Consider the following 23543-nt stretch of genomic DNA (forward strand, 5'->3'; position numbering starts at 1 on the left):
CACCTCACCGCACGGTGAGAAACGCCTCCGCCTCCCGACCAACCCGCTCCCGAGCCACCCCCACCGCATGCCCCACAGCCACCGCCCCCAACGGATCCCACGACGAAGGAAGCGACAGCACCTCCCGCACCACCGGCCGGCAGAACATCGTCGAGGACACCCACGCCGACCCCAGCCGCTCACCGGCCAGTGCCACCAGGAAGTTCTGCACGCCCGCCCCGGCCGCGACCACGAACATCTCGCGCTCCGCCGTGTCGCGGCGCTCGTCTCCGTACGTATGGGAGCCGTCCATCACCAGGCACGGCACCACCAGATACGGCGCGTTGCGCAGCACATCGCCGCGCCGCACCCGCTTGGCGATCGACTCCTCGCTCTTCCCGTCGCGCCGCAGATCCTCGATCCACGCCTCCCGCATCGCGTCGAGCAACCGGGTCCGCGACTCGGCGGACTCCAGCAGCACGAACCGCCACGGCGTCGTGTGATGCGGCGCGGGAGCGGTGACGGCAGCGGCGACGGCCCGCCGCACGGCCCCCGGATCCACCGGCTCATCGCTGAACTCGCGCACCGTACGCCGCAGCGTCACAGCTTCCCGCACGGCCTCCGAGGTCCCGAGCCGGAACATGTCATCGGCAGCACTCCGCACCAACGCCCGAGCACCGGGCTCTTCGTCGGAGGCGACCACATGCGACAGCCCCCGGACCACTGCCACCGGCAGCCCGTCCGCCTTGCCCTTGACCAGGTCCCCGGCAGCGGCCAGCTCGTCCGCCGTGGCCACGACCGTGGCGCTGAGCGGATTGCCGTGCGCGTCCGTACCGCCGCGCAGATCGTCCAGCACCCGCACCCCGGCCGCACCGATCGCGACATCGGTCAGCCCGTTGCGCCATGGCCGCCCGAAGGTGTCGGTGACGACGACGCCGACATCGACGCCGAGGGTGTCCCGCAGCCCGTCCCGGACGGCCCGCGCGGAGGCGTCGGGGTCCTCGGGCAGCAGCAGCACGGTCCCGGCCGGGGTGTTCGAGGCGTCGACCCCGGCGGCGGCCATGACCAGGCCCTGCCGGTTCTCCACGATCCGCAGCGGCCCGCGCCGGGCCACCACCCGTACGGTCTCCGCGTCGATCGCGGACTCCCGGTCGGCGGCCTCGACGATCCGGCCCTCCGCCTTGGAGACGATCTTCGAGGTGACGAGCAGCACGTCACCGTCGACCAGCCCGGGTTCGGCCGCAGCGATCAGCTTGGCGAGATCGTCACCGGCCCGCACCTCGGGAATCCCACCCAGCGCCCACACCCGAAAGGAAGGCGCACCGGAAGAACCACTCACGCCCTGACCTCCCCGGCCAGATCCAGCGCCTGCCGGGCCATCTCGGCGGTCGCGTCCAGGTCCGTCATCATCAGCGGCACCGCCCGGCAGCGGATCCCCGCCGCCTCGACGTCGCCGACCGCACCCGCGTCCACCGTGTCCACCAGCCACCCGTCCAGCAGCCCCGACCCGTAGTGCTGCGCCACGGCGGCCGCCGTCGACTCGACGCCCACGGCCGCGAGCACCTTGTCCGCCATCCCGCGCACGGGCGCGTCCCCGACGATGGGGGAGAGGCCGACCACCGGCACCCCGGCCTCGGCGATGGCCTCGCGGATCCCGGGCACGGCGAGGATCGTGCCGATGGACACCACCGGGTTCGACGGCGGGAAGACGATGACATCGGCGGAACCGATGGCCTCCAGCACCCCCGGAGCCGGCTTGGCCTGCTCCGCCCCGACCGGCACGATCGCCTGCGCCTCGACGGAGGCGCGCAGCTTCACCCAGTACTCCTGGAAGTGGATCGCCTTGCTCTCGCCGTCCATCTCGACGGCGACATGCGTCTCGACCCGGTCGTCCGACATGGGGAGGAGCCGCACACCGGGCTGCCAGCGGGCGCAGAGCGCCTCGGTGACCGCGCTCAGCGGATAGCCGGCGCCCAGCATCTGCGTACGGACGATATGGGTCGCGAAGTCACGGTCGCCGAGCCCGAACCATCCCGGCCCCACGCCGTACGCCGCGAGCTCCTCCTTGACCTGGAAGGTCTCGTCGGTACGCCCCCAGCCCTGCTCCTCGTTGATGCCACCGCCGAGGGTGTACATCACGGTGTCGAGGTCGGGACAGACCTTCAGCCCGAACAGATGGATGTCATCACCCGTGTTGCCGATCACCGTGATGTCCGCGTCGGGCGCGGCCTGCTTGAGGCCGCGCAGAAAGCGGGCACCGCCGATACCACCGGCCAGAACAACAATGCGCATGCACAGCAGTTTGTCAGGCGGGTACGACGTCCACGGCCGTCGGGGCGCTTTGCGTGGCGTGCATCGGCATCTCGGTCAGACCCGGGTGGTAGATGTGCAGACTGACGGCCGGTTCGAGCGAGTCGTTGACCACTTCGTGGACGTACCCCGGGGCGAAGGCACGCTGCGCGCCCGCGCCGAGTGACCGCGTCCCGTTCTCCGTGTGCTCGGTCAACTCGCCTTCCAGGACGGTCAGTACGCCGGCGGAGAGGCCGTGGTCGTGACGCCCGCTGCCCTGCCCGGGTACCCAGCTGAGCAGCCACACCTCGTAGCCGGGGCCCTGGTGCAGACGGTGGTACCAGCGGGAGGCGGAGTCGTACTGGACGATTCCGGCCCACTGCGCGCGGTCGGCCGCGATGGAGCGCGCGAGGCCGACGAACTCGGAGACGGTGGAGGGGTGCTCGCGGGCGGGCTGCAGGAGGTGCTGGACCTCAAGGATGTCGCCGGCGATCTGAAGGTCGCTGTCGCTGTTCATGGCTGCGGTGGTTCCTCGGCATGGGGGGTGCACGTGCGGAGAGTCGCGGTGAACGCAGGGAGGAGCGGAAAACGAAGAAGAAGGCCGCTCGACCGGAGAGGCTGGATCAGAGCTGGAGCGCTACGGCATCAACAGCTGTGACAGCTGGAACAGCAACAGCGGGCCTGGACAGCGCTACGGAACCCACGGACGTGGGCGACGTGCATGGCTGTGGTCGCTGGCATGAGGTCAAGCAGACCGGCTCGGCCGTCCGCTGTCAACCCTATGCCCGATATGGAGGCAATGTTTCACTCCTTCCGGTCGCCGGATCCGGAGAAAGGTTTATGCATCCAGGGGCGAGGACATGTGGCGCATCATCCGCGCTCCCAAACGCGGCTGACGCTCCGTGACCTGAATGTGATCTTGATCGCTTCAGTGATCGAATCGCAACACGGGGGCGCCTCCACTCGTCTCCCTCGTGGGAGGGCGTGGGACTGTGGGGCCTGTGGCATATGTCAGGTTTTTGCTGATTTGAACACTTTCCGCATACGCTTGGTTCCGCAGAGTGAATCCCTGGGCCAATAGCAGATCCTCGCTTGACTGGCCCGGAGCTACACACTTGTAATTTCACTCGTGTCGTTCAGTCGCAAACGGCTGCAACACGGGACGCAAGAGACAGACGAGGGGCGCACATGACCGAGCTGTTCCAGCAACTGCTGGTCGAGGACGCGGACGAGGAACTCGGCTGGCAGGAGCGCGCACTGTGCGCCCAGACCGATCCCGAGTCCTTCTTTCCCGAAAAGGGCGGATCCACCCGCGAGGCCAAGAAGGTCTGCCTCGCCTGCGAGGTGCGCTCGGAATGCCTTGAGTACGCCCTCTCCAACGACGAACGCTTCGGCATCTGGGGCGGACTCTCCGAGCGGGAGCGACGACGCCTCAAGAAGGCCGCCATCTGACGTACGCCCCCGGAACCTCCTCCGGGCCGCTCCACCCGCGAGCCACAGAGCCGCCGCACTCCTCGCACCCCGACAGCCCCCCGACGGCCCGTCCGCCGACCCCTTCCACAGGGCTCGGCCGACGGGCCGTCGGCAGGTCCGCCCCCGGCCGCTTCACCCGCTCGGACCTCCGTCACCTGTCCGTACCGTTAGTGTGGGGCCCCGTCCGAGACGCGCCAACGCCCCGCCGGGGCGCGCGCGTACACCGATGCAGCCCCCGGGGACGCCCCCGGACCCGGCCGGAGGGCCCGTACCCCGATGTCCGTGCACAGCCACTCGGCGGCGCCGAACGCGGCCGCCGCCGCCCCAGAGTTCCCCCGGCACGTCGTCACCGCCGTGCTCGTCTCCCACGACGGCGCCCGCTGGCTGCCCGACGTGCTGGCCGGGCTGCTCGGGCAGGAACGCCCCGTACAGAACGTCGTCGCCGCCGACACCGGCAGCGCCGACGACTCGGCCCGGCTGGTCACCGAGGCGCTCGGCGACGAACGCGTCCTGCACCTCGCACGCCGTACGAGCTTCGGCACGGCCGTCGACGAGGCGGCTCGCACGGCCGGGATCCTGACCCCGGACGACCTGCCGTACCTCAAGCGCCCCGGCGGCTGGGACCCGGAGACCCGCACCTGGGTCGACGAGAACTACGACCTTCCCGAGCTGCCGCACGGCGAACCGGTCCAGTGGCTCTGGCTGCTGCACGACGACTGCGCGCCCGAGCCCGACGCGCTCGCCGAGATGCTGCGCGTCGTCGACAACGACCGGCACGCCACGATCGTCGGCCCCAAGCTGCGCGGCTGGTACGACCGCAAGCAACTCCTCGAGGTCGGCGTCTCCATCGCCAACAGCGGCCGCCGCTGGACCGGCCTGGACCGCCGCGAGCAGGACCAGGGCCAGCACGACCAGGTCCGTACCGTCCTGTCCGTCTCCTCCGCCGGCATGCTCATCCGCCGTGACGTCTACGAGGAGCTCGGCGGCTTCGACCGCAGGCTCCCGCTGATGCGCGACGACGTCGACCTGTGCTGGCGCGCCCACCTCGCCGGACACCGGGTCCTCGTCGCCCCGGACGCCGTCCTGCGGCACGCCGAGGCCTCCGCCCGCGAACGCCGCCCCATCGACTGCGCCGGGCGTTCGGTCGCCAGCCCGCACCGCGTCGACAAGGCGGGTGCGGTCTACACGATGCTCGTCAACGCCCGCGGCAAGGCCCTGCCCTGGGTCCTGATCCGGCTCGTCGTGGGCACCCTCCTGCGTACCCTCGCCTACCTCGTCGGCAAGGTGCCCGGCCAGGCCCTCGACGAGGTCACCGGCCTGCTCGGCACCCTGCTGCGCCCCGGCCGCATCCTGGCCGCCCGCCGTAACCGCGGAAAGGGCGTCGTCGACGCGGCCGAGCTGCGCGCCCTGTTCCCGCCGCCCGGCGCCACCGTCCGGGCCACCGTCGACCAGGTCGCGGGCAACTTCGGCGGCCGTACGGAATCCGACGCGGGCGGCTCGCGCCACGGAGCCGTCGAATCCGGCCCCGGCGGCGACGACGCCGACTTCCTCGAAGTCGACCAGTTCGCCCGCCTCAAGCGCATCGGCCGCAAGCCCGGCCCCGTCCTCTTCCTCCTGCTCCTGGCCGTCTCGCTCATCGCCTGCCGCAACCTGCTCAGCGGCGGAGCCCTGGCGGGCGGCGCGCTGCTGCCCGCCCCGGCCGAGGCCGGCGCGCTCTGGGACCGGTACGCGGACGCCTGGCACACGGTGGGCACCGGCGGCACCCAGACCGCCCCGCCCTACCTCGCCCTGCTGGCCGCGCTGTCCGCCCTGTTCCTCGGCTCGACCGGGCTCGCCGTCAGCGTGCTGCTGGTCTGCTCGATCCCGCTGGCCGGCGCCACCGCCTACTTCGCCTCCCGCCCGCTGCTCCCCTCCCGGCTGCTGCGGGCCTGGGCGAGCGTCGCGTACGCCTTCCTGCCCGCCGCGACCGGCGCCCTGGCCACCGGCCGCCTCGGCACCGCCGTCCTCCTCGTCCTGCTTCCGCTGATCGCCCGCGCGGGCGTCGCCGCCCACGGGCTGCGCGCGGACAGCTCGGCCGGGGAGCGCGGCAGCTGGCGCGCCACCTGGGCGTACACGCTGCTGCTGACCGTCACCATGGCGTTCACCCCGATCGTCTGGCCGCTCGCCGTGGTCCTCGGCCTCGGCGTGCTCGTACTGCGGCGCGGCGACATCACGGCGTACGGGCTCCGCTTCGTCGCCGCCGTCGGTGCCCCGGTGCTGGTCCTCGCCCCCTGGTCGCTGAGCCTCCTGACGAACCCGTCCGCGCTCCTGACCGAGGCGGGCCTGGACATCGGTACGGGAGATGCCTCGGGCCTCGACCTGCTCGGCATCAGCCCCGGCGGCCCCGGTGCGGCGGGCGGCATCCTGCTCCTCGGCATCGTGCTGGCCGCGCTCGCCGCCCTGCTGCGCGAGGACCGGCAGTTCGCCGTCCGCACCGCCTGGGCGGTCGCGCTCGTCGGCTTCCTCTTCGCCGCCGTCGCCAACGGATCCACCTGGGCCGGACCCGCCACCCTCGTCTACGGCACCGCCCTGATCGCCGCCGCCCTGGTGGGCGCTGACGGCGCCCGCATCCGGGTCGCCGAGCAGAGCTTCGGCTGGCGTCAGCCCGTCGCCGCCCTGATCGCGCTCGCCGCCGGGCTGGCCCCGGTCCTGGCCGCCGCCGGCTGGATGATCGGCGGCGCGGACGGCCCGCTGGAGCGACGCGACCCCGTACAGGTGCCCGCCTTCGTGGCGGAGGAGAGCACCACCCGCGACCAGCCCCGCACCCTCGTCCTCGGCGGCACCTCGCCCGACTCCGTGGCGTACAGCCTGGTCCGCGGCTCGGGCGCGCGCCTCGGCGACGGCGAACTCACCGAGGCGGTCGGCGGCAACAGCCACCTCGACAAGGTCGTCGCCAACCTCGTCGCCGGCTCCGGCGCCGACCAGGGCGGCCAGCTCAGCGGCTTCGCGATCCGCTACGTCCTCGTCCGGGACGGAGCGCCGCGCCAGATGAGCCGGGTGCTCGACTCGACCCCCGGCCTCAGCCGCCTCAGCCAGCTCGACGGCAGCGCCCTGTGGCGCGTGGACCGCCAGGTCGCCCGCGTCATGATCACCCCGGCGTCCGGCGAGGGCGAGCACCTTCCGGTCGGCTCGGCCGCCGTCGAGGCCCACTCCAGGGTCCCGGCCGGTGAGGAGGGCCGCGTCCTGCGGATCGCGGATGTCGCCGACCCGGGCTGGACGGCCACGCTGGACGGCAAGCCGCTGGCCCGCAAGACCGTCGACGGCTGGGCCCAGGGCTTCGAACTGCCTGCGAACGGCGGCCGCCTGGACCTCACCCACGAAGCCCCGATCACCCACACCGCGTGGATCTGGTCCCAGGCCGCGCTCCTCGTGGTCCTGGTGGTCATGGCCCTGCCGGGCCGCCGCCGGGAGATCGACGACGACCTGCCCGAGGAGGCGCTCGCCGTCGCCGCCGAGCCGGTCGACGGCGAGGGCCGCCGCGCCCGCAGGCTGCGCGCCGCGGCCCAGGCAGAGGCGGCGGCCGCCGCCGAGGAGACCGGGAACGACGACCCGTCGCGCACCGCGGACCCGGGGGAGTACATCCCCGCGCAGCAGTCCGCCGACCCGTACGCCGAGAACCCTCCGGAGTACGACCCGCAGGAGGCCACGGGCGGCTACGCGGCGGTCCCCTCGGCCCCGCAGCAGCAGTACGACGAGTACGCGCAGTGGGACGGGCAGCAGCAGCCGACCGCCGACTACTACGCGACGTACCAGCAGCCGGACCCGTACGCCCAACAGCATCAGCAACAACAGCCGGGGCACCGGAGCGCCGACTACCAGGGCGGCTACGGAGTCCAGGACCCGTACGCGCAGCAGTACGACGACCAGGGCACGTACGACGACCAGGGCACGTACAACGACCAGGGCACGTACAACGACCGGAGTGCCGCGTACAACAACCAGAGCGCGTACGACGAGTACGGCCAGTACGTCGGCGGGCAGCAGCACCCCCAGCACCCGTACGGCGAGAACGGCGAACACACCGACCCTCCGGCCCCGGGCCAGGCCCCGTGGCAGACCGGTAACGCATCGCGAGGCGAGTCCGAGTGAAGTCCACCCACCTGTCCCTGATCGCGGGCGCCGCAGTCCTGGCCGCCATCACCGGATTCGCCACGGTCACCGCGCCCGGCGCCCCGGCCGACTCCGGGGCGAAGTCCGCCACGCTGCTGCCGGTCGAGCGCTCCAGCCTGGTCTGCCCGGCGCCCAGCAACTCCGACCTGGCGGAGACGCAGTACACCGCGGTCACCCCGGCGGGCACGGGCGGCGAAGCCAAGGGCACCGCCGAGCTGAAGCCGGCCCTGCCGGTCGCGGACGACGAGGACGACGAGGACGACGAGGCCGAGACCGACCCCAAGAAGGCCAAGAAGGCCGAGGAAGCCGCGAAGAAGGCGAAGGAGAAGGCCGACAAGCCGGTCCTCGCCGTGAAGGAGCCCGGAAAGCCGGTCGTCGCAGAGGCCAACGGCTCCGAAGCCCCGGCCCTCGTCGGCACGGCCACCGGCCGGCTGGCCCCCGGCTGGGCCGCCCAGCAGACCACCGAGGTCACCGCAGGCGGCGCCCGCGGGCTCCTGGGGGTCACCTGCACCGCCCCCGACACCGACTTCTGGTTCCCGGGCGCGAGCACCGCCAAGTCCCGCCAGGACTACATCCACCTCACCAACCCCGACGACACCGGCGCCGTGGCCGACATCGAGCTGTACGGCCCCGAAGGAGCCCTCAAGTCCGAGGTCGGGGACGGCATCACCGTGCCGGCCCGCTCCAGCGTCGCCGTCCTGCTGTCCACCCTCACCACCGAGGCCGTCGACCAGCTGACCGCACACGTCACCACCCGCTCCGGGCGGATCGGAGCGGTCGTCATGAGCGCCGAGGACAACGTGGGCAGCGACTGGATCACCGCGTCCGCGGACCCGTCCGGCACGCTCGTGCTGCCCGGTATCCCGGCCGACGCCACCTCCGTACAGCTGGTGGCGTTCGCTCCCGGCGAGGACGACGCGGACGTGAAGGTCCAGCTCATGGGGAAGAACGCGACCTTCTCCCCGGCGGGCAACGCCACCCTGCACATCAAGTCCTCGATGACGGCGACCGTCGACCTCAAGGACGTCACCCGCGAGGAACCGGGTTCCCTGCGCCTGAGCCCGGTGCAGAAGGACCGGGCGACCCCGATCGTGGCGGCACTGCGCGTGGTCCGCGGCAAGGGCGATCAGCAGGAGGTCGCCTACATCCCGGCCACCGGACCGGTCGGCGCCCGGGCGAGCGTCCCCGACAACCGGGCCAAGGGCTCCACACTCTCCCTGACCGCGCCGGGCGCCACGGCCAAGGTGAAGGTCACCGCGTCGGCGGGCAGCGGGGGCGGCGAACCGTCCGTGGAGACGTACACCGTCAAGGCAGGCACGACCCTCGCCGTCACCCCGACGGCGCCGGAGGGCCTCAAGGGCGCCTACGCGCTGACCGTCGAGACGACCTCGGGCGGCCCGGTCCACGCGTCGCGCACCCTGGCGCGCACCGAGGGCGGCATCCAGATGTTCACCGTGCAGACGCTCCCCGACGACGGCGGCGCGGTCGAGGTCCCGTCGGCCCGCCAGGACCTCTCGGTCCTGGACGACTGAGCCCACGTCCCACGATCGGGCCCGGTACGGACAGGCCCTGGTCCTGCCGGATCGGGTCCGGTACGGACAGGCCCTGGTCCTGCCCGATCGGGCCCCGGTACGGCAGGCTCCGGTCCTGACGGGCCCTAGTCCTGTCCGTACCGGGGATCGACCGACTCGGGGGCCAGCCCCAGCAGCTCGGCCACCTGCTCGACGACGACCTCGTGGACGAGCAGGGCGCGCTCGTCGCGGCTCTTGGTACGGATCTCGACGGGCCGCCGGTAGACGACGATCTGGGCGGGCCGCCCCTTGCCCGCGGCCACCGCGCTGCCGAGCGGAACGACCTCCTCCGGAGTGCCGGGCACATCGAGGACGACGAAGTCGACCTCGGCCAGCTGGGGCCAGCGCCTCTCCAGCCGCTCCACCGAGTCCTGGACCAGATCCCGGAAGGTCTGCCCCCGGCTGGCCGACAGCGGCACCTGGGGCGGCGCGACCGGCCCCCGCATACCGCGGCCATGACGGTCACGGCGTCGGGGCCGCGGCTCGAACGGGTGGGGAGGTACGGAGCTGTCCATCACCGACGCAGCGTAACGCTCCGGGGACCATGACGATCAGGTGAACGACGCGGCCGACCGGGGGCGACCGCATCGGTTCGTCGATCGCCCATCGGCCGGTCCATCGGCCGGTTCACCGAATGGTGCGGGCGGGTACGAACGCGGGGGAGGCGGACCGGCCTCCGGATGTCCGCAGTTGAACATTTCGGCCAAGGTTGAGACCTTTTCAGGCCCGTCATCCGATCGCCGACCCCGCACAGCCCGCCGCGACGAAGCACCGCCCGAGACCGGCACGGACACCGCGCGGTCAACGGGCCCCGGCCCTGGCGCAGGTCAGGGTAGCCACCGGAAGCACCGCTGTGCCGCAGGTCACAGGGCGACACGGTGGGGTGACCCGAGGGGGAGTCGTCGCAGCCCGCTCAAGAGTGCGGTACCGTCCAACATCGTGAGCCCTGTACGTCGCTGTTCGCGCACCGCGTGCGGCCGCCCTGCCGTCGCGACACTGACGTACGTCTATGCCGATTCGACTGCGGTCCTCGGCCCGCTCGCCACCTACGCCGAGCCCCACTGTTACGACCTCTGTGCCGAACACAGTGAGCGGCTCACCGCGCCACGGGGCTGGGAAGTGGTGCGGCTCTCCGACGGCTCCGCACCGGCGCACCCCAGCGGCGACGACCTCGAAGCACTGGCCAACGCGGTCCGCGAGGCGGCCCGCCCGCAGGACCGCGGCCCGGGCGGCGGAGGCAGGGGCCCACGCGCCGCGGACCCGGTGGAGGTGGCCCGCCGGGGCCACCTGAGGGTGCTGCGCTCCCCGGACTCCTGAGGCCGACTCTCAAGGCCCTGCACGGCCGGGTATTTTGGGCTCTCCGTAAACACCAGGAGGACCGGCCGTGGTCGCTGATCTGTCGCAGCTCGTGAAGGCGTACGACGTACGCGGAGTGGTGCCCGACCAGTGGGACGAGTCGCTGGCCGAACTCTTCGGAGCCGCGTTCGTCCAGGTCACGGCCGCCGACGCGATCGTGATCGGCCACGACATGCGCCCCACCTCACCGGGTCTGTCGGGCGCCTTCGCGCGCGGAGCGGCGGCCCGAGGCGCGGACGTCACCCTCATCGGCCTCTGCTCGACGGACCAGCTGTACTACGCGTCGGGGGCGCTGGACCTCCCCGGGGCGATGTTCACGGCCTCGCACAACCCGGCGCAGTACAACGGCATCAAGATGTGCCGGGCGGGCGCCGCCCCGGTCGGCCAGGACACCGGCCTGGCCGAGATCCGCACCCTGGTCGAGCAGTGGTCGGAAGGGGCCCCGCAGCCGGCCGCCGCCACCACCCCCGGCACGATCACCGAACGGGACACCCTCGCCGACTACGCGGCCCACCTCCTCGGCCTCGTCGACCTGACCGCGGTCCGCCCCCTGAAGGTCGTGGTCGACGCGGGCAACGGCATGGGCGGCCACACGGTCCCCACGGTCTTCGAGGGCCTCCCGCTCGACCTCGTACCGATGTACTTCGAGCTGGACGGCACCTTCCCCAACCACGAGGCCAACCCCCTCGACCCGAAGAACATCGTGGACCTCCAGGCCCGCGTCCTCGCCGAGGGCGCCGATCTGGGCCTCGCCTTCGACGGCGACGCGGACCGCTGCTTCGTGGTCGACGAGCGGGGTGCGGGCGTCTCCCCCTCCGCGATCACCGCCCTGGTGGCCGCCCGTGAGCTGGCCCGCAACGGCGGCGAGGGCATCGTCATCCACAACCTGATCACCTCCTGGTCCGTCCCCGAGGTGGTCCGCGAGAACGGCGGCACCCCGGTCCGCACCCGGGTCGGCCACTCCTTCATCAAGACGGAGATGGCGCGACACGGAGCGATCTTCGGCGGCGAGCACTCGGCGCACTACTACTTCCGCGACTTCTGGAACGCCGATACGGGCATGCTCGCCGCCCTCCACGTACTCGCCGCACTCGGCAACCAGCAGAAGCCGCTCTCCGAGCTGGTGGCGGAGTACGACCGCTACAGCGGCTCCGGCGAGATCAACTCCACCGTCGCCGACCAGGCGGCCAGCCTGGCCGAGGTCAGGACGGTCTACGGCACCCGCGACGACATCACCCTCGACGACCTGGACGGCCTCACGGTCACGGCCGCCGACTGGTGGTTCAACCTCCGCGCCTCGAACACGGAACCGCTGCTGCGCCTGAACGTCGAGGCGAGGGACGAGAAGACGATGACAGCGGTACGGGACGAGGTCCTGACCCTGATCCGCACGCATTCCAGCCCCTCCGGCGTTTGAGGAGCGGGGTCCGGGGCGGATCCCCGGTCACGGGAAGGGGCGGGGCGAGGAGAAAGCCCGCCGCAGGCGCCCACCACCGCACACCCGCCACCCACCCACCGCACGCCCGTCCACCCACCCCGCGCCACCGCCCACCACATCCCCCGTTCCATCCCCCCGGCCAGGCCGCGTCCCCACCACCCCAGCGGTAGGCTGACCACGCCTGATCCACGCGGATCGGAACTCGCATGCTCGAAGGGACTCACCCCATGGCGCTCGAAGCCGGCCTCCTGGAGATCCTGGCCTGCCCGGCCTGCCACTCCCCGCTCGACGACCGTTCGGCGGCCGACAGCCCCGAACTGGTCTGCACGGGCGACGACTGCGGACTGGCCTACCCGGTCCGGGACGGCATCCCGGTCCTTCTCGTCGACGAGGCCCGCCGCCCCGCCTGACCGCGAGCGACCCGCGTACGGGCACAACGGCGCAAGGCAACGCACGACAGCCGACCGCAGCAGGCCGCAGCCGACCCCGCGTCGGATCGCAGCCGAAGGACGAGGCCACCCGCCAGGCACCTCGCCCGCCCCGACAGCCACACCACCGCCCGGCCGGTACGCACGCAGCATCCGCGGTCGCAGCCGCAGCCCGCACCCCACCCGGTGATCGGAGGCCCACCGTCATGCTCGACGAGTCCTTGCTCGACGCCCCGGAAGCCCTGGCCCGAGCCGACCGCCGCGACCTGCTGCGCGGCGCCGCCGAGGCAGGCGCGCGGGTCCGCACCGCCGCCCGGCACGCCGCCGAGGCCGGCATCGGCGGCCTGACCCCGGAGGGCCGGCCCCGGGCCGTCCTCGTCGCGGGCCCCGGCACCGCCGCCTCCGGCGTCGCCGACCTGATCGGCGCACTCGCGGGCGCGGCCGCCCCCGTCGTACGCATCCACCCCACCGGCGTCGCCCCCGCCCCCGGCGCCCTCCGCTGGACCCTGCCCGGCTGGGCCGGATCCGTGGACCTCCTGCTCATCGCGACCGCCGACGGCTCCGAACCGGGCCTCGCCCTGCTCGCCGAGCAGGCCTACCGCCGAGGCTGCACCGTCGTCGCCGTCGCCCCCACCCGATCCCCGCTGCGCGAGGCGGTCGACGGGGTGCACGGCCTGGTCGTCCCGATGGCCGCCGCCCCGCACGGCGAGTACGACGCGGAGACCTCCGCCGCCGGCCCCGGCACCCTGTGGGCCCTGCTCACGCCCCTGCTGGCGCTCCTGGACCGGGTCGGCCTGGTGACCGCGCCGCCCGAGGACCTGCAGAAGGTCGCGGACCGCCTGGACCGCACCGCGGAACGCTGCGGCCCGGCCATCGCCACGTACAGCAACCCGGCCAAGACGCTCGCCGCCGAGCTCGCCGACAGCCTGCCGCTGCTCTGGACGGAGGGCGAAGCCGCGGGCCCCGTCGGCCGCCGCTTCGCCGCCGTGCTGTCCGAGCTGGCGGGCCGCCCCGCCCTCACCGCACAGCTCCCCGAGGCGCTGCCCTCGCACGGCACGCTCCTCACCGGGGACTTCGCCGCCGGCGCGGACCCCGACGACTTCTTCCGCGACCGGGTCGACGAGGGAGAGACGCTGAGGGCCCGGGTCGTCCTGCTCAGGGACCGCCCGACGGGAGGCCTCAGCGCCTACCCGGCGGCCCGGGAACTGGCGCTCGGCCACGACACCCCGGTCAGCGAACTGGAACCGGACGAGGGCAGCGAACTGGAGACCCTGGCCGAACTGCTCGCGATCACCGACTTCGCAGCGGTCTACCTGTCCCTGGCCTCGGCCCCCCAGCACTGAGACCTCGCCGCCGGGCCCCGACCGACCCCACACCCCCCGGCCACCCCCACGACGCCAGGACCTCACACAACCCTGGTATCCCTGGTGACGCAGACACTTACGCCCGCCCCACCCGAGGACGACTCCATGGACCGCCTGTCCAACACCGTGCGCCCCTACGCCTGGGGGTCCACCACGGCCATTCCCGCCCTGCTCGGCATCGCACCCACCGGCGAACCGCAGGCCGAGATGTGGATGGGCGCCCACCCCGGAGCGCCCTCACGCATCACCCGTACCACCGCGTCCGGCGAGACGGAACTGGCCCTCACCGAGGCCATCGAGGCCGACCCGGAAGGCGAGCTCGGCACCGCCACCGTCGCCCGGTTCGGCCCCCGCCTCCCCTTCCTCCTGAAGCTCCTCGCCGCCGGCGCCCCCCTCTCCCTCCAGGTCCACCCGAACCTGGACCAGGCCCGCGAGGGTTACGCCGACGAGGAGGCCCGGGGCGTCCCCGTCGACGCCCCGCACCGCACGTACAAGGACGCGAACCACAAGCCCGAACTGATCTGCGCCCTCACCCCCTTCGACGGACTGTGCGGCTTCCGCAGGCCCACCGAGGCGGCGGACGCGATGGAGGCGCTGGGAGTCGACTCCCTCAAGCCGTACGTGGACCTCCTCCGTGCCCACCCCGAGGAGGCGGCCCTCCGCGAAGTGCTCACGGCGATCCTCGCCGCGGACCCGGCGGAGATGGCCGACACCGTGGCCGAGGCGGCGGCCGCCGCGGAACGCCTCGGCGGCGCCCACGCCCCGTACGCCCGCATCGCCCACAACTACCCCGGCGACCCCGGCGTCCTCGCCGCGATGCTGCTGAACTACGTACAACTCCAGCCCGGCGAAGCCCTGTTCCTCGGCGCGGGCGTCCCGCACGCCTACCTCGACGGACTCGGCGTCGAGATCATGGCCAACTCGGACAACGTCCTGCGCTGCGGTCTGACCCCCAAGCACATCGACGTCCCCGAACTCCTGCGGATCGTCCGCTTCGAGGCCACCGAGCCCGGCGTGCTGCGCCCGGAGGCCGCCCCGTCCGGCGAGGAACGCTACGAGACGCCCGTCGACGAGTTCGCCCTGTCCCGCTACACGCTCGCGTCGGGCGCGGCTCCCACCGGCCTGACCGCCCCCACCCCCCAGATCCTGCTCTGCACGGCGGGCTCGGTCACGGTCGGCGAACTCGCCCTCGGACCGGGGGAGTCCGCCTACGTTCCGGCCGGCGAGACGGTCGAGGCGGCGGGAGCGGGCACCCTCTTCCGGGCCACCGTGGCGGCCTGACCGACGGACCATCCCGACGGCTGCAACAATGTGCCGCCTCACCGCGACGGCACGTGCCGCGCACCGACGAAGGGACACCACGCACTCATGAGCGCGTCAGGCGGAACCAAGGCGATCGTGGCGGCACTCGCCGCCAACCTCTCGATCGCCGTGGCCAAATTCGTAGCGTTCCTCTTCAGTGGTTCCTCGTCGATGCTCGCGGAGAGCGTCCACTCGCTCGCCGACTCGGGCAACCAGGGACTGCTGCTGCTCGGCGGCAAGAAGGCGAAGCGCGAAGCCACCCCCGAGCACCCCTTCGGCTACGGGCGCGAGCGCTACATCTACGCGTTCCTCGTCTCCATCGTCCTCTTCTCGGTCGGTGGCATGTTCGCGGTGTACGAGGGCTACGAGAAGATCAAGCACCCGCACGAGATCGAGGCCTGGTACTGGCCGGTCGGGGTGCTGGTCTTCGCGATCATCGCCGAGCTCTTCTCCTTCCGTATGGCGATCAAGGAGTCCAACCAGACGCGCGGCGACCGCTCCTGGACCGAGTTCGTCCGCCGCTCCAAGGCCCCGGAGCTGCCGGTCGTCCTCCTGGAAGACCTCGGCGCGCTCGTCGGCCTGATCCTGGCGCTCGGCGGCGTCGGCCTCGCCCTCGCCACCGGCGACGGCGTCTGGGACGGCATCGGCACCCTCTGCATCGGCGTCCTGCTGATCCTCATCGCGATCGTCCTGGCCGTGGAGACGAAGTCCCTCCTGCTCGGTGAGTCCGCCGGCCTGGAGGACGTCGAGAAGATCAAGGCGTCCATGGTCGACGGCGACACCGTCACCCGCATCATCCACATGCGCACCCTTCACCTCGGCCCCGAGGAACTGCTGGTCGCGGCCAAGATCGCGGTCCGGCACGACGAGACCGCGGCCGAGGTCGCCGACGCCATCAACGCCGCCGAGAACCGCATCCGCGAAGCGGTCCCGATCGCCCGGGTCATCTACCTGGAGCCGGACATCTACAACGCGGAGGCCGCGGTGACCGGCACCAACCCGGGCAGGACGGCCGAAGCCCCGGACGCCGGCGCCGACGAGGGCCCGGCCCCGACGGATTCCGGCCACTGACCCACCACGCACCAGCCCCGATCGGCCCGGTGACGCCTCACACACGCCCCTCTCCTCGAACGGGCTGGGGCTCACTGGGCCGTTCGGTGTAGATTCGGATACGGAAAACAGACGTCGCTGCTGATGGCGGTCGACCGGCTGGCGGGAGCGAGCCGGGCGAGGGACAGAGGGCCTCCGACGGACTGCACTGCGAACTGCCCGGGCATTCGTGTGCCCGCCGCGCCGCAGAGTCAGCCCAGACAGCCCACCCTCGACCCATCACGAGGAGCAGCCCGTTATGACGACGGCCACCAACCGCCAGGACTTCAAGGTCGCCGACCTCTCCCTCGCCCCGTTCGGGCGCAAGGAGATCACGCTCGCCGAGCACGAGATGCCCGGTCTGATGTCGATCCGTAAGGAGTTCGCCGCCGCTCAGCCGCTGGCGGGCGCGCGGATCACCGGTTCGCTGCACATGACCGTGCAGACCGCCGTGCTCATCGAGACCCTCGTCGCCCTCGGCGCCGAGGTCCGCTGGGCCTCCTGCAACATCTTCTCCACCCAGGACCACGCCGCAGCCGCCATCGCGGTCGGCCCGAACGGCACCCCGGAAGCCCCCGCGGGCGTCCCCGTCTTCGCCTGGAAGGGCGAGACGCTGGAGGAGTACTGGTGGTGCACGGAGCAGGCGCTGACCTGGCCGAACACCCCGACCGGCGGTCCGAACATGATCCTGGACGACGGCGGCGACGCCACTCTCCTCGTCCACAAGGGTGTCGAGTTCGAGAAGGCCGGCGCGGCCCCGGATCCGTCGACGGCGGACAGTGAGGAGTTCGCGCACATCCTCACCCTGCTGAACCGCACCCTCGGCGAGGCCCCGCAGAAGTGGACGCAGCTGGCGTCCGAGATCCGCGGCGTCACCGAGGAGACGACCACCGGCGTCCACCGCCTGTACGAGATGCACCGCGACGGCTCCCTCCTGTTCCCCGCGATCAATGTGAACGACGCGGTGACGAAGTCGAAGTTCGACAACAAGTACGGCTGCCGCCACTCCCTCATCGACGGCATCAACCGTGCCACCGACGTCCTGATCGGCGGCAAGACGGCCGTCGTCTTCGGCTACGGCGATGTCGGCAAGGGCTGCGCGGAGTCCCTGCGCGGCCAGGGCGCCCGGGTGATCATCACGGAGATCGACCCGATCTGCGCGCTGCAGGCGGCGATGGACGGTTACCAGGTCGCCACGCTGGACGATGTGGTGGAGCAGGCGGACATCTTCGTCACCACGACGGGCAACAAGGACATCATCATGGCCAAGGACATGGCCCGGATGAAGCACCAGGCGATCGTCGGGAACATCGGTCATTTCGACAACGAGATCGACATGGCCGGTCTCGCCCGGATCGACGGGATCGTCAAGGACGAGGTCAAGCCGCAGGTCCACACCTGGACGTTCCCGGACGGCAAGGTCCTCATCGTTCTGTCCGAGGGCCGCCTCCTCAACCTGGGCAACGCGACCGGACACCCGTCCTTCGTGATGTCCAACAGCTTCGCCGACCAGACCCTCGCGCAGATCGAGCTGTTCACGAAGCCCGAGGAGTACCCGACCGACGTCTACGTGCTGCCCAAGCACCTGGACGAGAAGGTCGCCCGCCTCCACCTCGACGCCCTCGGCGTCAAGCTCACCACCCTGCGCCCCGAGCAGGCGGCGTACATCGGCGTCGAGGTCGAAGGCCCGTACAAGCCCGACCACTACCGCTACTGATCCACCCCCGGTGTTCGGGAGGCCGACCTCCCGAACACCGGACGGCGTCAAGCCCTCAGCAGCAGATCCGAGCGCAGGCCCCCGCACCCCCGTGGCGGGGGCCTGCTCCCGTCACCGCCCCCGCACAGCCCGAGGAACCCGAAGGACCCCATGCCCCGCGGCAGGTATTCGCTCCACGACCTTCACGATCACACCCCCCTCGGTGAAGAACACTTCCACTGCGCCCCCGGCCCCTCCGGCTGGCGCTACGTCTCCCAGACCACGTCCCCCTCCGGAGACCACCTCGGCTCCGTCGACCTCGCCCTGGACGAGCTGGGCCGCCCCATCCGCCTCGAACTCCATGCCGCGAGCTGGCAGGTGCGAGGAGCCGCCCTCGAAGGGGTCACCTGGGTCCGGACCGACCCGACCGGCAGCCACGCCACCGAAGGCAACGTCCGCGCCCACACCTTCTCCGGCACATCCCCCGCATTCCTCATCGCCATGACCCGCCTTCTGCGTCTCACCCCCGATTCCCCCACGACCCGCGTCCGCGTGGTCACCTTCACGGACCCGGTCCTCGCACCCAGGACCGTCGACCAGTCCTGGGCTCTGGTGAACAGTGAAGCGCACACCACTGACAACGGCCCCTTGATCGTGGACGCATACCAGGTCAGCGCCCTGGACACCGGCGAACAGCACACCGTCCACATCGCCGGCGACGTGGTCCTCGCGGCCCCCGGCATCGAACTCGAACACCTGGAATCACCCCCGTCCCCCCGCGCGGCGGGCGACCCGGCCACCCTGGAGACATCGCCCGGACCAAGGCAGGACCTCGCCTAGCCGGGCGGAGCGAACCCGCCCGAGGACGCATCCCCACGCCACTGCTCACGAGCACCACCGGCACCGCCCCCGGCAGGCGCAGCAGGCACGGCAGGCATGGACGGCACAGACGGCCCGGCAGGTACAGACGGCCCGGCAGTCGCGGACGGCACACCAGGTACAACCGCTACGGAGCCCACGGGCCCCTCCGCGCGGGGCCCGGCGAACACACGCCGCGCATCCCGCGCCTGCCGCTCATGAACCACCGCGGCCAGAAACGCGGCCGCGGGGACGCCCTGCGGCGCGGTGGCTCCCGTCCGCGCGACCAGTTCACCGGCCAGCCGCTCCGCGATCGAACGCCCCACGCCGGGGTCCAGCTGCTGCATCCGCGTCAGGTACTGCCGTATCGAGGACCAGAGCTCGTCCGGCACGGCCGACAGATCCAGCTGCGCGAACCGGCCGACCAGCCAAGGCGGGGGAGGCGGCACGGCGACGGACCGGCCCGTGGCCGCGACCCGCTCCCGGACAACCAGCGTCCCGGCGAACACGTCACCGATCCGCCGCCCCCGTGCCGACACCAAGGACGCGATGGAGGCCAGGGCGCCGAAGGTCATCAGAATCTCGACGAGCCCCATGGCCCCTCGAACGAGCGCGTGCCGGAACCGGATCGGCCCACCGTCGTCCCGCACCACCCGCAGCCCGCAGGCGAGCTTCCCCAGGGACCGGCCATGGCTCAGCGTCTCCACCGCGACCGGCCCACCGATCAGGATCAGCAGGAACGAGGCGACCCCGATCGCCGCCACGGCCGCCTCGTCCAAAGAAGCGGAAGCGATACCGAGTACGACCGATATCAGGATGAAGACGGTGAATACCACCGCCAGATCGATCGCCGAGGCCAGCGCCCGGCTCGGCAGCCGCGCGGGCCTCAACCCCAGAACGACCGCGTCCCCGGTCACCAGCTCACTCATCGGGCCCCACCCTTCGCCGACCTTCTCTGCCCCAGCCGGGCCCAGTCTGCCAAGCTGACCGCCAGCGCGCCGCAGTAGTACGGACCCGTACGCACCCTTGCCTGGAGCAACAGACGCCCATGGACCTCGACGTCTTCGTTACCGCCCACCGCACGGAGTGGGACCGCCTCGAACACCTCCTGCGCCGCGGGCGCCGCCTCACGGGCGCGGAAGCGGACGAACTCGTCGTCCTCTACCAGCGCACCGCGACCCATCTTTCGCTGATCCAGTCGAGCAGCCCCGACCCGCTCCTCACCGGCCGACTCACCCAGCTCGTGGCCCGTGCCAGGTCCACGGTCACCGGCACCCGCAAGGCCTCCTGGCGGGACGCGGCCCGATTCCTCACCGAGGGATTCCCCGCCGCCGTCTACCGCTCGCGCCACTGGTGGGTCCCCACCGCGGTGCTCTCGACCGCGCTGGCGGCACTGCTGGGCTGGTGGATCGGCACCCACCCCGAGGTCCAGGCCGCGATCGCCGCACCGGAGGACCTCCGTGCGATGACCCGGCCGGGTGGCGAGTACGAGACCTACTACTCCAGCCATCCGGCGGCGTCGTTCGCGGCCCAGGTATGGACGAACAACGCGCAGGCCGCGGCCCTCTGCCTGGTCCTGGGGGCGTTCCTCTGCATACCGGTGATCTGGATCCTCTTCCTCAACATGCTCAACCTCGGCGTCGGCATAGGCCTCATGTCCTCGGCGGGCCGCCTCGACGTCTTCCTCGGCCTGGTGCTTCCCCATGGCCTGCTCGAACTGACCGCCGTGTTCGTCGCCGCCGGCACGGGACTGCGCCTCGGCTGGACCGTGATAGACCCGGGCCCCCTGTCACGCCGGACCGCCCTGGCCCAGCAGGGACGCGCCGCACTGGGCATGGCCATCGGCCTGGCGCTGGTCCTGTTCGTCTCCGGACTCATCGAAGGCTTCGTGACCCCGTCCGGCCTCCCGACCTGGGCCCGGATCACCATCGGCATCGCCGCTGAGCTGGCGTTTCTCGCGTACGTCTACATCCTGGGCGGCCGCGCGGCACGCGCCGGCGACACGGGTGACCTCACAGCGGTCGAACGCAGCGCCGAACTCCCCACCGCAGCCTGACCGCCGATGTGCCTTCACCCCGGCTGAACTGCTAGTGTCCTCCTCGCCCACAAAAACCGTTGACACGGCAGATGTGGGGAGGTAGATTCGAACGGTTGCCTCGGACTAGACAAGTCCGAGTTGAGCGCGTAGCGTCTACCCCGCTCGTGCAGGAGGACTTGTCGCTCCGCCGGGCCAAATGATTCTCCTTTTTCGAATCTCCGGGCCGTTCGTTTCACCCCGAGAATTTCTGATAAAGTCGGATCCGCCGAAAGGCAAGGCCACTCCACAGGCCACCGGAAATCGAATTCGGACCGGAAACGGAACGAAAAAGAGTCTGGTAAAGTTGGAACCGCCGGAAAGGGAAAACGCGAAAGCGAAGGACCTGGAAAGCGAAAACTGCTTGACCCGCTTCGGCCGGGAATCGGACACGAAAGAGTCTGATAGAGTCGGAAACGCAAGAACGAAGGGAAGCGCCCGGAGGGCCCCGGTGAAACGGGACCGAAGGAAGCGTCCGTTCCTTGAGAACTCAACAGCGTGCCAAAAGTCAACGCCAGATATGTTGATACCCCGGCCTGCTTCGGCAGGTTGGTGGTTCCTTTGAAAGTCCTACCGGGTTCACTTCGGTGACCGGGTAGGCAATTACACAGCGAGGACGCTGTGAACAACGGGTCTTATTCCGACCGGTTGTTCCGCTCTCGTGATGTGTGCACCCGATTACGGGTAAACATTCACGGAGAGTTTGATCCTGGCTCAGGACGAACGCTGGCGGCGTGCTTAACACATGCAAGTCGAACGATGAAGCCTTTCGGGGTGGATTAGTGGCGAACGGGTGAGTAACACGTGGGCAATCTGCCCTTCACTCTGGGACAAGCCCTGGAAACGGGGTCTAATACCGGATAACACTCTGTCCCGCATGGGACGGGGTTAAAAGCTCCGGCGGTGAAGGATGAGCCCGCGGCCTATCAGCTTGTTGGTGGGGTAATGGCCTACCAAGGCGACGACGGGTAGCCGGCCTGAGAGGGCGACCGGCCACACTGGGACTGAGACACGGCCCAGACTCCTACGGGAGGCAGCAGTGGGGAATATTGCACAATGGGCGAAAGCCTGATGCAGCGACGCCGCGTGAGGGATGACGGCCTTCGGGTTGTAAACCTCTTTCAGCAGGGAAGAAGCGAAAGTGACGGTACCTGCAGAAGAAGCGCCGGCTAACTACGTGCCAGCAGCCGCGGTAATACGTAGGGCGCAAGCGTTGTCCGGAATTATTGGGCGTAAAGAGCTCGTAGGCGGCTTGTCACGTCGGATGTGAAAGCCCGGGGCTTAACCCCGGGTCTGCATTCGATACGGGCTAGCTAGAGTGTGGTAGGGGAGATCGGAATTCCTGGTGTAGCGGTGAAATGCGCAGATATCAGGAGGAACACCGGTGGCGAAGGCGGATCTCTGGGCCATTACTGACGCTGAGGAGCGAAAGCGTGGGGAGCGAACAGGATTAGATACCCTGGTAGTCCACGCCGTAAACGTTGGGAACTAGGTGTTGGCGACATTCCACGTCGTCGGTGCCGCAGCTAACGCATTAAGTTCCCCGCCTGGGGAGTACGGCCGCAAGGCTAAAACTCAAAGGAATTGACGGGGGCCCGCACAAGCAGCGGAGCATGTGGCTTAATTCGACGCAACGCGAAGAACCTTACCAAGGCTTGACATATACCGGAAAGCATCAGAGATGGTGCCCCCCTTGTGGTCGGTATACAGGTGGTGCATGGCTGTCGTCAGCTCGTGTCGTGAGATGTTGGGTTAAGTCCCGCAACGAGCGCAACCCTTGTTCTGTGTTGCCAGCATGCCCTTCGGGGTGATGGGGACTCACAGGAGACTGCCGGGGTCAACTCGGAGGAAGGTGGGGACGACGTCAAGTCATCATGCCCCTTATGTCTTGGGCTGCACACGTGCTACAATGGCCGGTACAATGAGCTGCGATGCCGCGAGGCGGAGCGAATCTCAAAAAGCCGGTCTCAGTTCGGATTGGGGTCTGCAACTCGACCCCATGAAGTCGGAGTTGCTAGTAATCGCAGATCAGCATTGCTGCGGTGAATACGTTCCCGGGCCTTGTACACACCGCCCGTCACGTCACGAAAGTCGGTAACACCCGAAGCCGGTGGCCCAACCCCTTGTGGGAGGGAGCTGTCGAAGGTGGGACTGGCGATTGGGACGAAGTCGTAACAAGGTAGCCGTACCGGAAGGTGCGGCTGGATCACCTCCTTTCTAAGGAGCACTTCTTACCAGGCTTCGGTTTGGTCAGAGGCCAGTACACCGGCGAATGTTCGGTGCTGGTTGCTCATGGGTGGAACGTTGACTATTCGGCACGACAGGTTGATTACTGCTAGTACTGCTTCGGCGTGGAACGTGGTGAGAGATCGGTTGTGTCGGGCACGTTGTTGGGTGTCTGAGGGTGCGGCCGGAATGGCTGTCCTTCTGATCCGGCCCCAGTGAACTCGCCTGTGAAGGGTGGGGTGATGGGTGGC

General features: G+C 70.6%; 17 protein-coding genes and 1 rRNA gene. 13 read left to right on the top strand and 5 right to left on the bottom strand.

Annotated features, from left to right (window positions below; genetic code table 11):
• Window positions 1-4: 4 nt before the first annotated feature.
• Genes AC0VY3_RS04890 through AC0VY3_RS04900 form a run of 3 tightly spaced genes read right to left on the bottom strand, consistent with a single transcriptional unit; the run spans window position 5 to window position 2785 of the window.
• Window positions 5-1318, bottom strand: a complete 1314-nt coding sequence (locus AC0VY3_RS04890; RefSeq protein WP_103510697.1) for a coenzyme F420-0:L-glutamate ligase — start codon at window positions 1316-1318, stop codon at window positions 5-7.
• The gene (gene cofD / locus AC0VY3_RS04895) at window positions 1315-2271 is read right to left on the bottom strand and encodes a 2-phospho-L-lactate transferase (RefSeq protein ID WP_103510696.1); all 957 of its coding nucleotides are present in this window, start codon (window positions 2269-2271) and stop codon (window positions 1315-1317) included. The genes AC0VY3_RS04890 and cofD overlap by 4 nt, the downstream gene beginning before the upstream one ends.
• Window positions 2272-2284: 13 nt before the next feature.
• On the bottom strand, window positions 2285-2785 hold the full coding sequence (locus tag AC0VY3_RS04900; RefSeq protein WP_103510695.1) for a cysteine dioxygenase: 501 nt from the start codon (window positions 2783-2785) through the stop codon (window positions 2285-2287).
• Window positions 2786-3456: 671 nt separating this feature from the next.
• Between AC0VY3_RS04900 and AC0VY3_RS04905 the strand changes: the two genes are divergently transcribed.
• The 3 genes from AC0VY3_RS04905 (at window position 3457) to AC0VY3_RS04915 (ending at window position 9422) form a co-directional block, all read left to right on the top strand.
• Window positions 3457-3720 (top strand): WhiB family transcriptional regulator, encoded by a 264-nt coding sequence (locus tag AC0VY3_RS04905; protein WP_003968728.1) that lies wholly within the window; start codon window positions 3457-3459, stop codon window positions 3718-3720.
• Window positions 3721-4017: 297 nt separating this feature from the next.
• On the top strand, window positions 4018-7869 hold the full coding sequence (locus AC0VY3_RS04910) for a glycosyltransferase (RefSeq protein WP_475549028.1): 3852 nt from the start codon (window positions 4018-4020) through the stop codon (window positions 7867-7869).
• Window positions 7866-9422, top strand: a complete 1557-nt coding sequence (locus AC0VY3_RS04915) for a DUF5719 family protein (RefSeq protein WP_475549029.1) — start codon at window positions 7866-7868, stop codon at window positions 9420-9422. The genes AC0VY3_RS04910 and AC0VY3_RS04915 overlap by 4 nt, the downstream gene beginning before the upstream one ends.
• A 125-nt stretch (window positions 9423-9547) precedes the next feature.
• On the opposite strand, the gene AC0VY3_RS04920 is transcribed toward AC0VY3_RS04915, so the two are convergent.
• A complete protein-coding gene (locus AC0VY3_RS04920; RefSeq protein WP_218526203.1) occupies window positions 9548-9976 on the bottom strand; it encodes a metallopeptidase family protein in 429 nt (142 codons plus the stop codon).
• 424 nt (window positions 9977-10400) lie between these two features.
• On the opposite strand from AC0VY3_RS04920, the gene AC0VY3_RS04925 reads away from it, so the two are divergent.
• The 8 genes from AC0VY3_RS04925 to AC0VY3_RS04960 all read left to right on the top strand — a co-directional run bounded on the left by AC0VY3_RS04925 (window position 10401) and on the right by AC0VY3_RS04960 (window position 18974).
• Window positions 10401-10778: a DUF3499 domain-containing protein gene (locus AC0VY3_RS04925; protein WP_030086004.1), complete on the top strand. Its 378-nt coding sequence runs from the start codon at window positions 10401-10403 to the stop codon at window positions 10776-10778.
• Between the two features lie 67 nt (window positions 10779-10845).
• Window positions 10846-12234, top strand: coding sequence for a phosphomannomutase/phosphoglucomutase (locus AC0VY3_RS04930; RefSeq protein ID WP_475549030.1), 1389 nt, complete (start codon window positions 10846-10848; stop codon window positions 12232-12234).
• 248 nt (window positions 12235-12482) lie between these two features.
• On the top strand, window positions 12483-12665 hold the full coding sequence (locus AC0VY3_RS04935; RefSeq protein ID WP_003968734.1) for a Trm112 family protein: 183 nt from the start codon (window positions 12483-12485) through the stop codon (window positions 12663-12665).
• Window positions 12666-12889: 224 nt separating this feature from the next.
• Window positions 12890-14026 carry an SIS domain-containing protein gene (locus AC0VY3_RS04940; RefSeq protein WP_475549031.1) on the top strand — a complete coding sequence of 379 codons (1137 nt, stop codon included), beginning with the start codon at window positions 12890-12892 and terminating at the stop codon, window positions 14024-14026.
• A 126-nt stretch (window positions 14027-14152) separates the two neighbouring features.
• Window positions 14153-15328, top strand: coding sequence for a mannose-6-phosphate isomerase, class I (manA, locus tag AC0VY3_RS04945; protein ID WP_103510259.1), 1176 nt, complete (start codon window positions 14153-14155; stop codon window positions 15326-15328).
• 87 nt (window positions 15329-15415) lie between these two features.
• Window positions 15416-16420 carry a cation diffusion facilitator family transporter gene (locus AC0VY3_RS04950; RefSeq protein ID WP_475549032.1) on the top strand — a complete coding sequence of 335 codons (1005 nt, stop codon included), beginning with the start codon at window positions 15416-15418 and terminating at the stop codon, window positions 16418-16420.
• A gap of 277 nt (window positions 16421-16697) precedes the next feature.
• Window positions 16698-18155: an adenosylhomocysteinase gene (gene ahcY / locus AC0VY3_RS04955; protein ID WP_103510261.1), complete on the top strand. Its 1458-nt coding sequence runs from the start codon at window positions 16698-16700 to the stop codon at window positions 18153-18155.
• A gap of 150 nt (window positions 18156-18305) precedes the next feature.
• Window positions 18306-18974 (top strand): hypothetical protein, encoded by a 669-nt coding sequence (locus tag AC0VY3_RS04960; RefSeq protein ID WP_475549033.1) that lies wholly within the window; start codon window positions 18306-18308, stop codon window positions 18972-18974.
• Here AC0VY3_RS04960 and AC0VY3_RS04965 read toward each other — a convergent pair.
• Complete coding sequence (locus tag AC0VY3_RS04965) at window positions 18971-19921, bottom strand: RDD family protein (protein WP_475549034.1); 951 nt, start codon at window positions 19919-19921, stop codon at window positions 18971-18973. The genes AC0VY3_RS04960 and AC0VY3_RS04965 overlap by 4 nt on opposite strands.
• Window positions 19922-20040: 119 nt before the next feature.
• Here AC0VY3_RS04965 and AC0VY3_RS04970 point away from each other — a divergent pair, with 119 nt between their 5' ends.
• Both AC0VY3_RS04970 and AC0VY3_RS04975 read left to right on the top strand, forming a co-directional pair.
• Window positions 20041-21048: a stage II sporulation protein M gene (locus AC0VY3_RS04970; protein WP_475549035.1), complete on the top strand. Its 1008-nt coding sequence runs from the start codon at window positions 20041-20043 to the stop codon at window positions 21046-21048.
• Window positions 21049-21757: 709 nt separating this feature from the next.
• Window positions 21758-23283 (top strand): 16S ribosomal RNA (locus tag AC0VY3_RS04975).
• Window positions 23284-23543 lie beyond the last annotated feature (260 nt).

It is taken from the genome of Streptomyces sp. iso_384 (assembly GCF_056172905.1).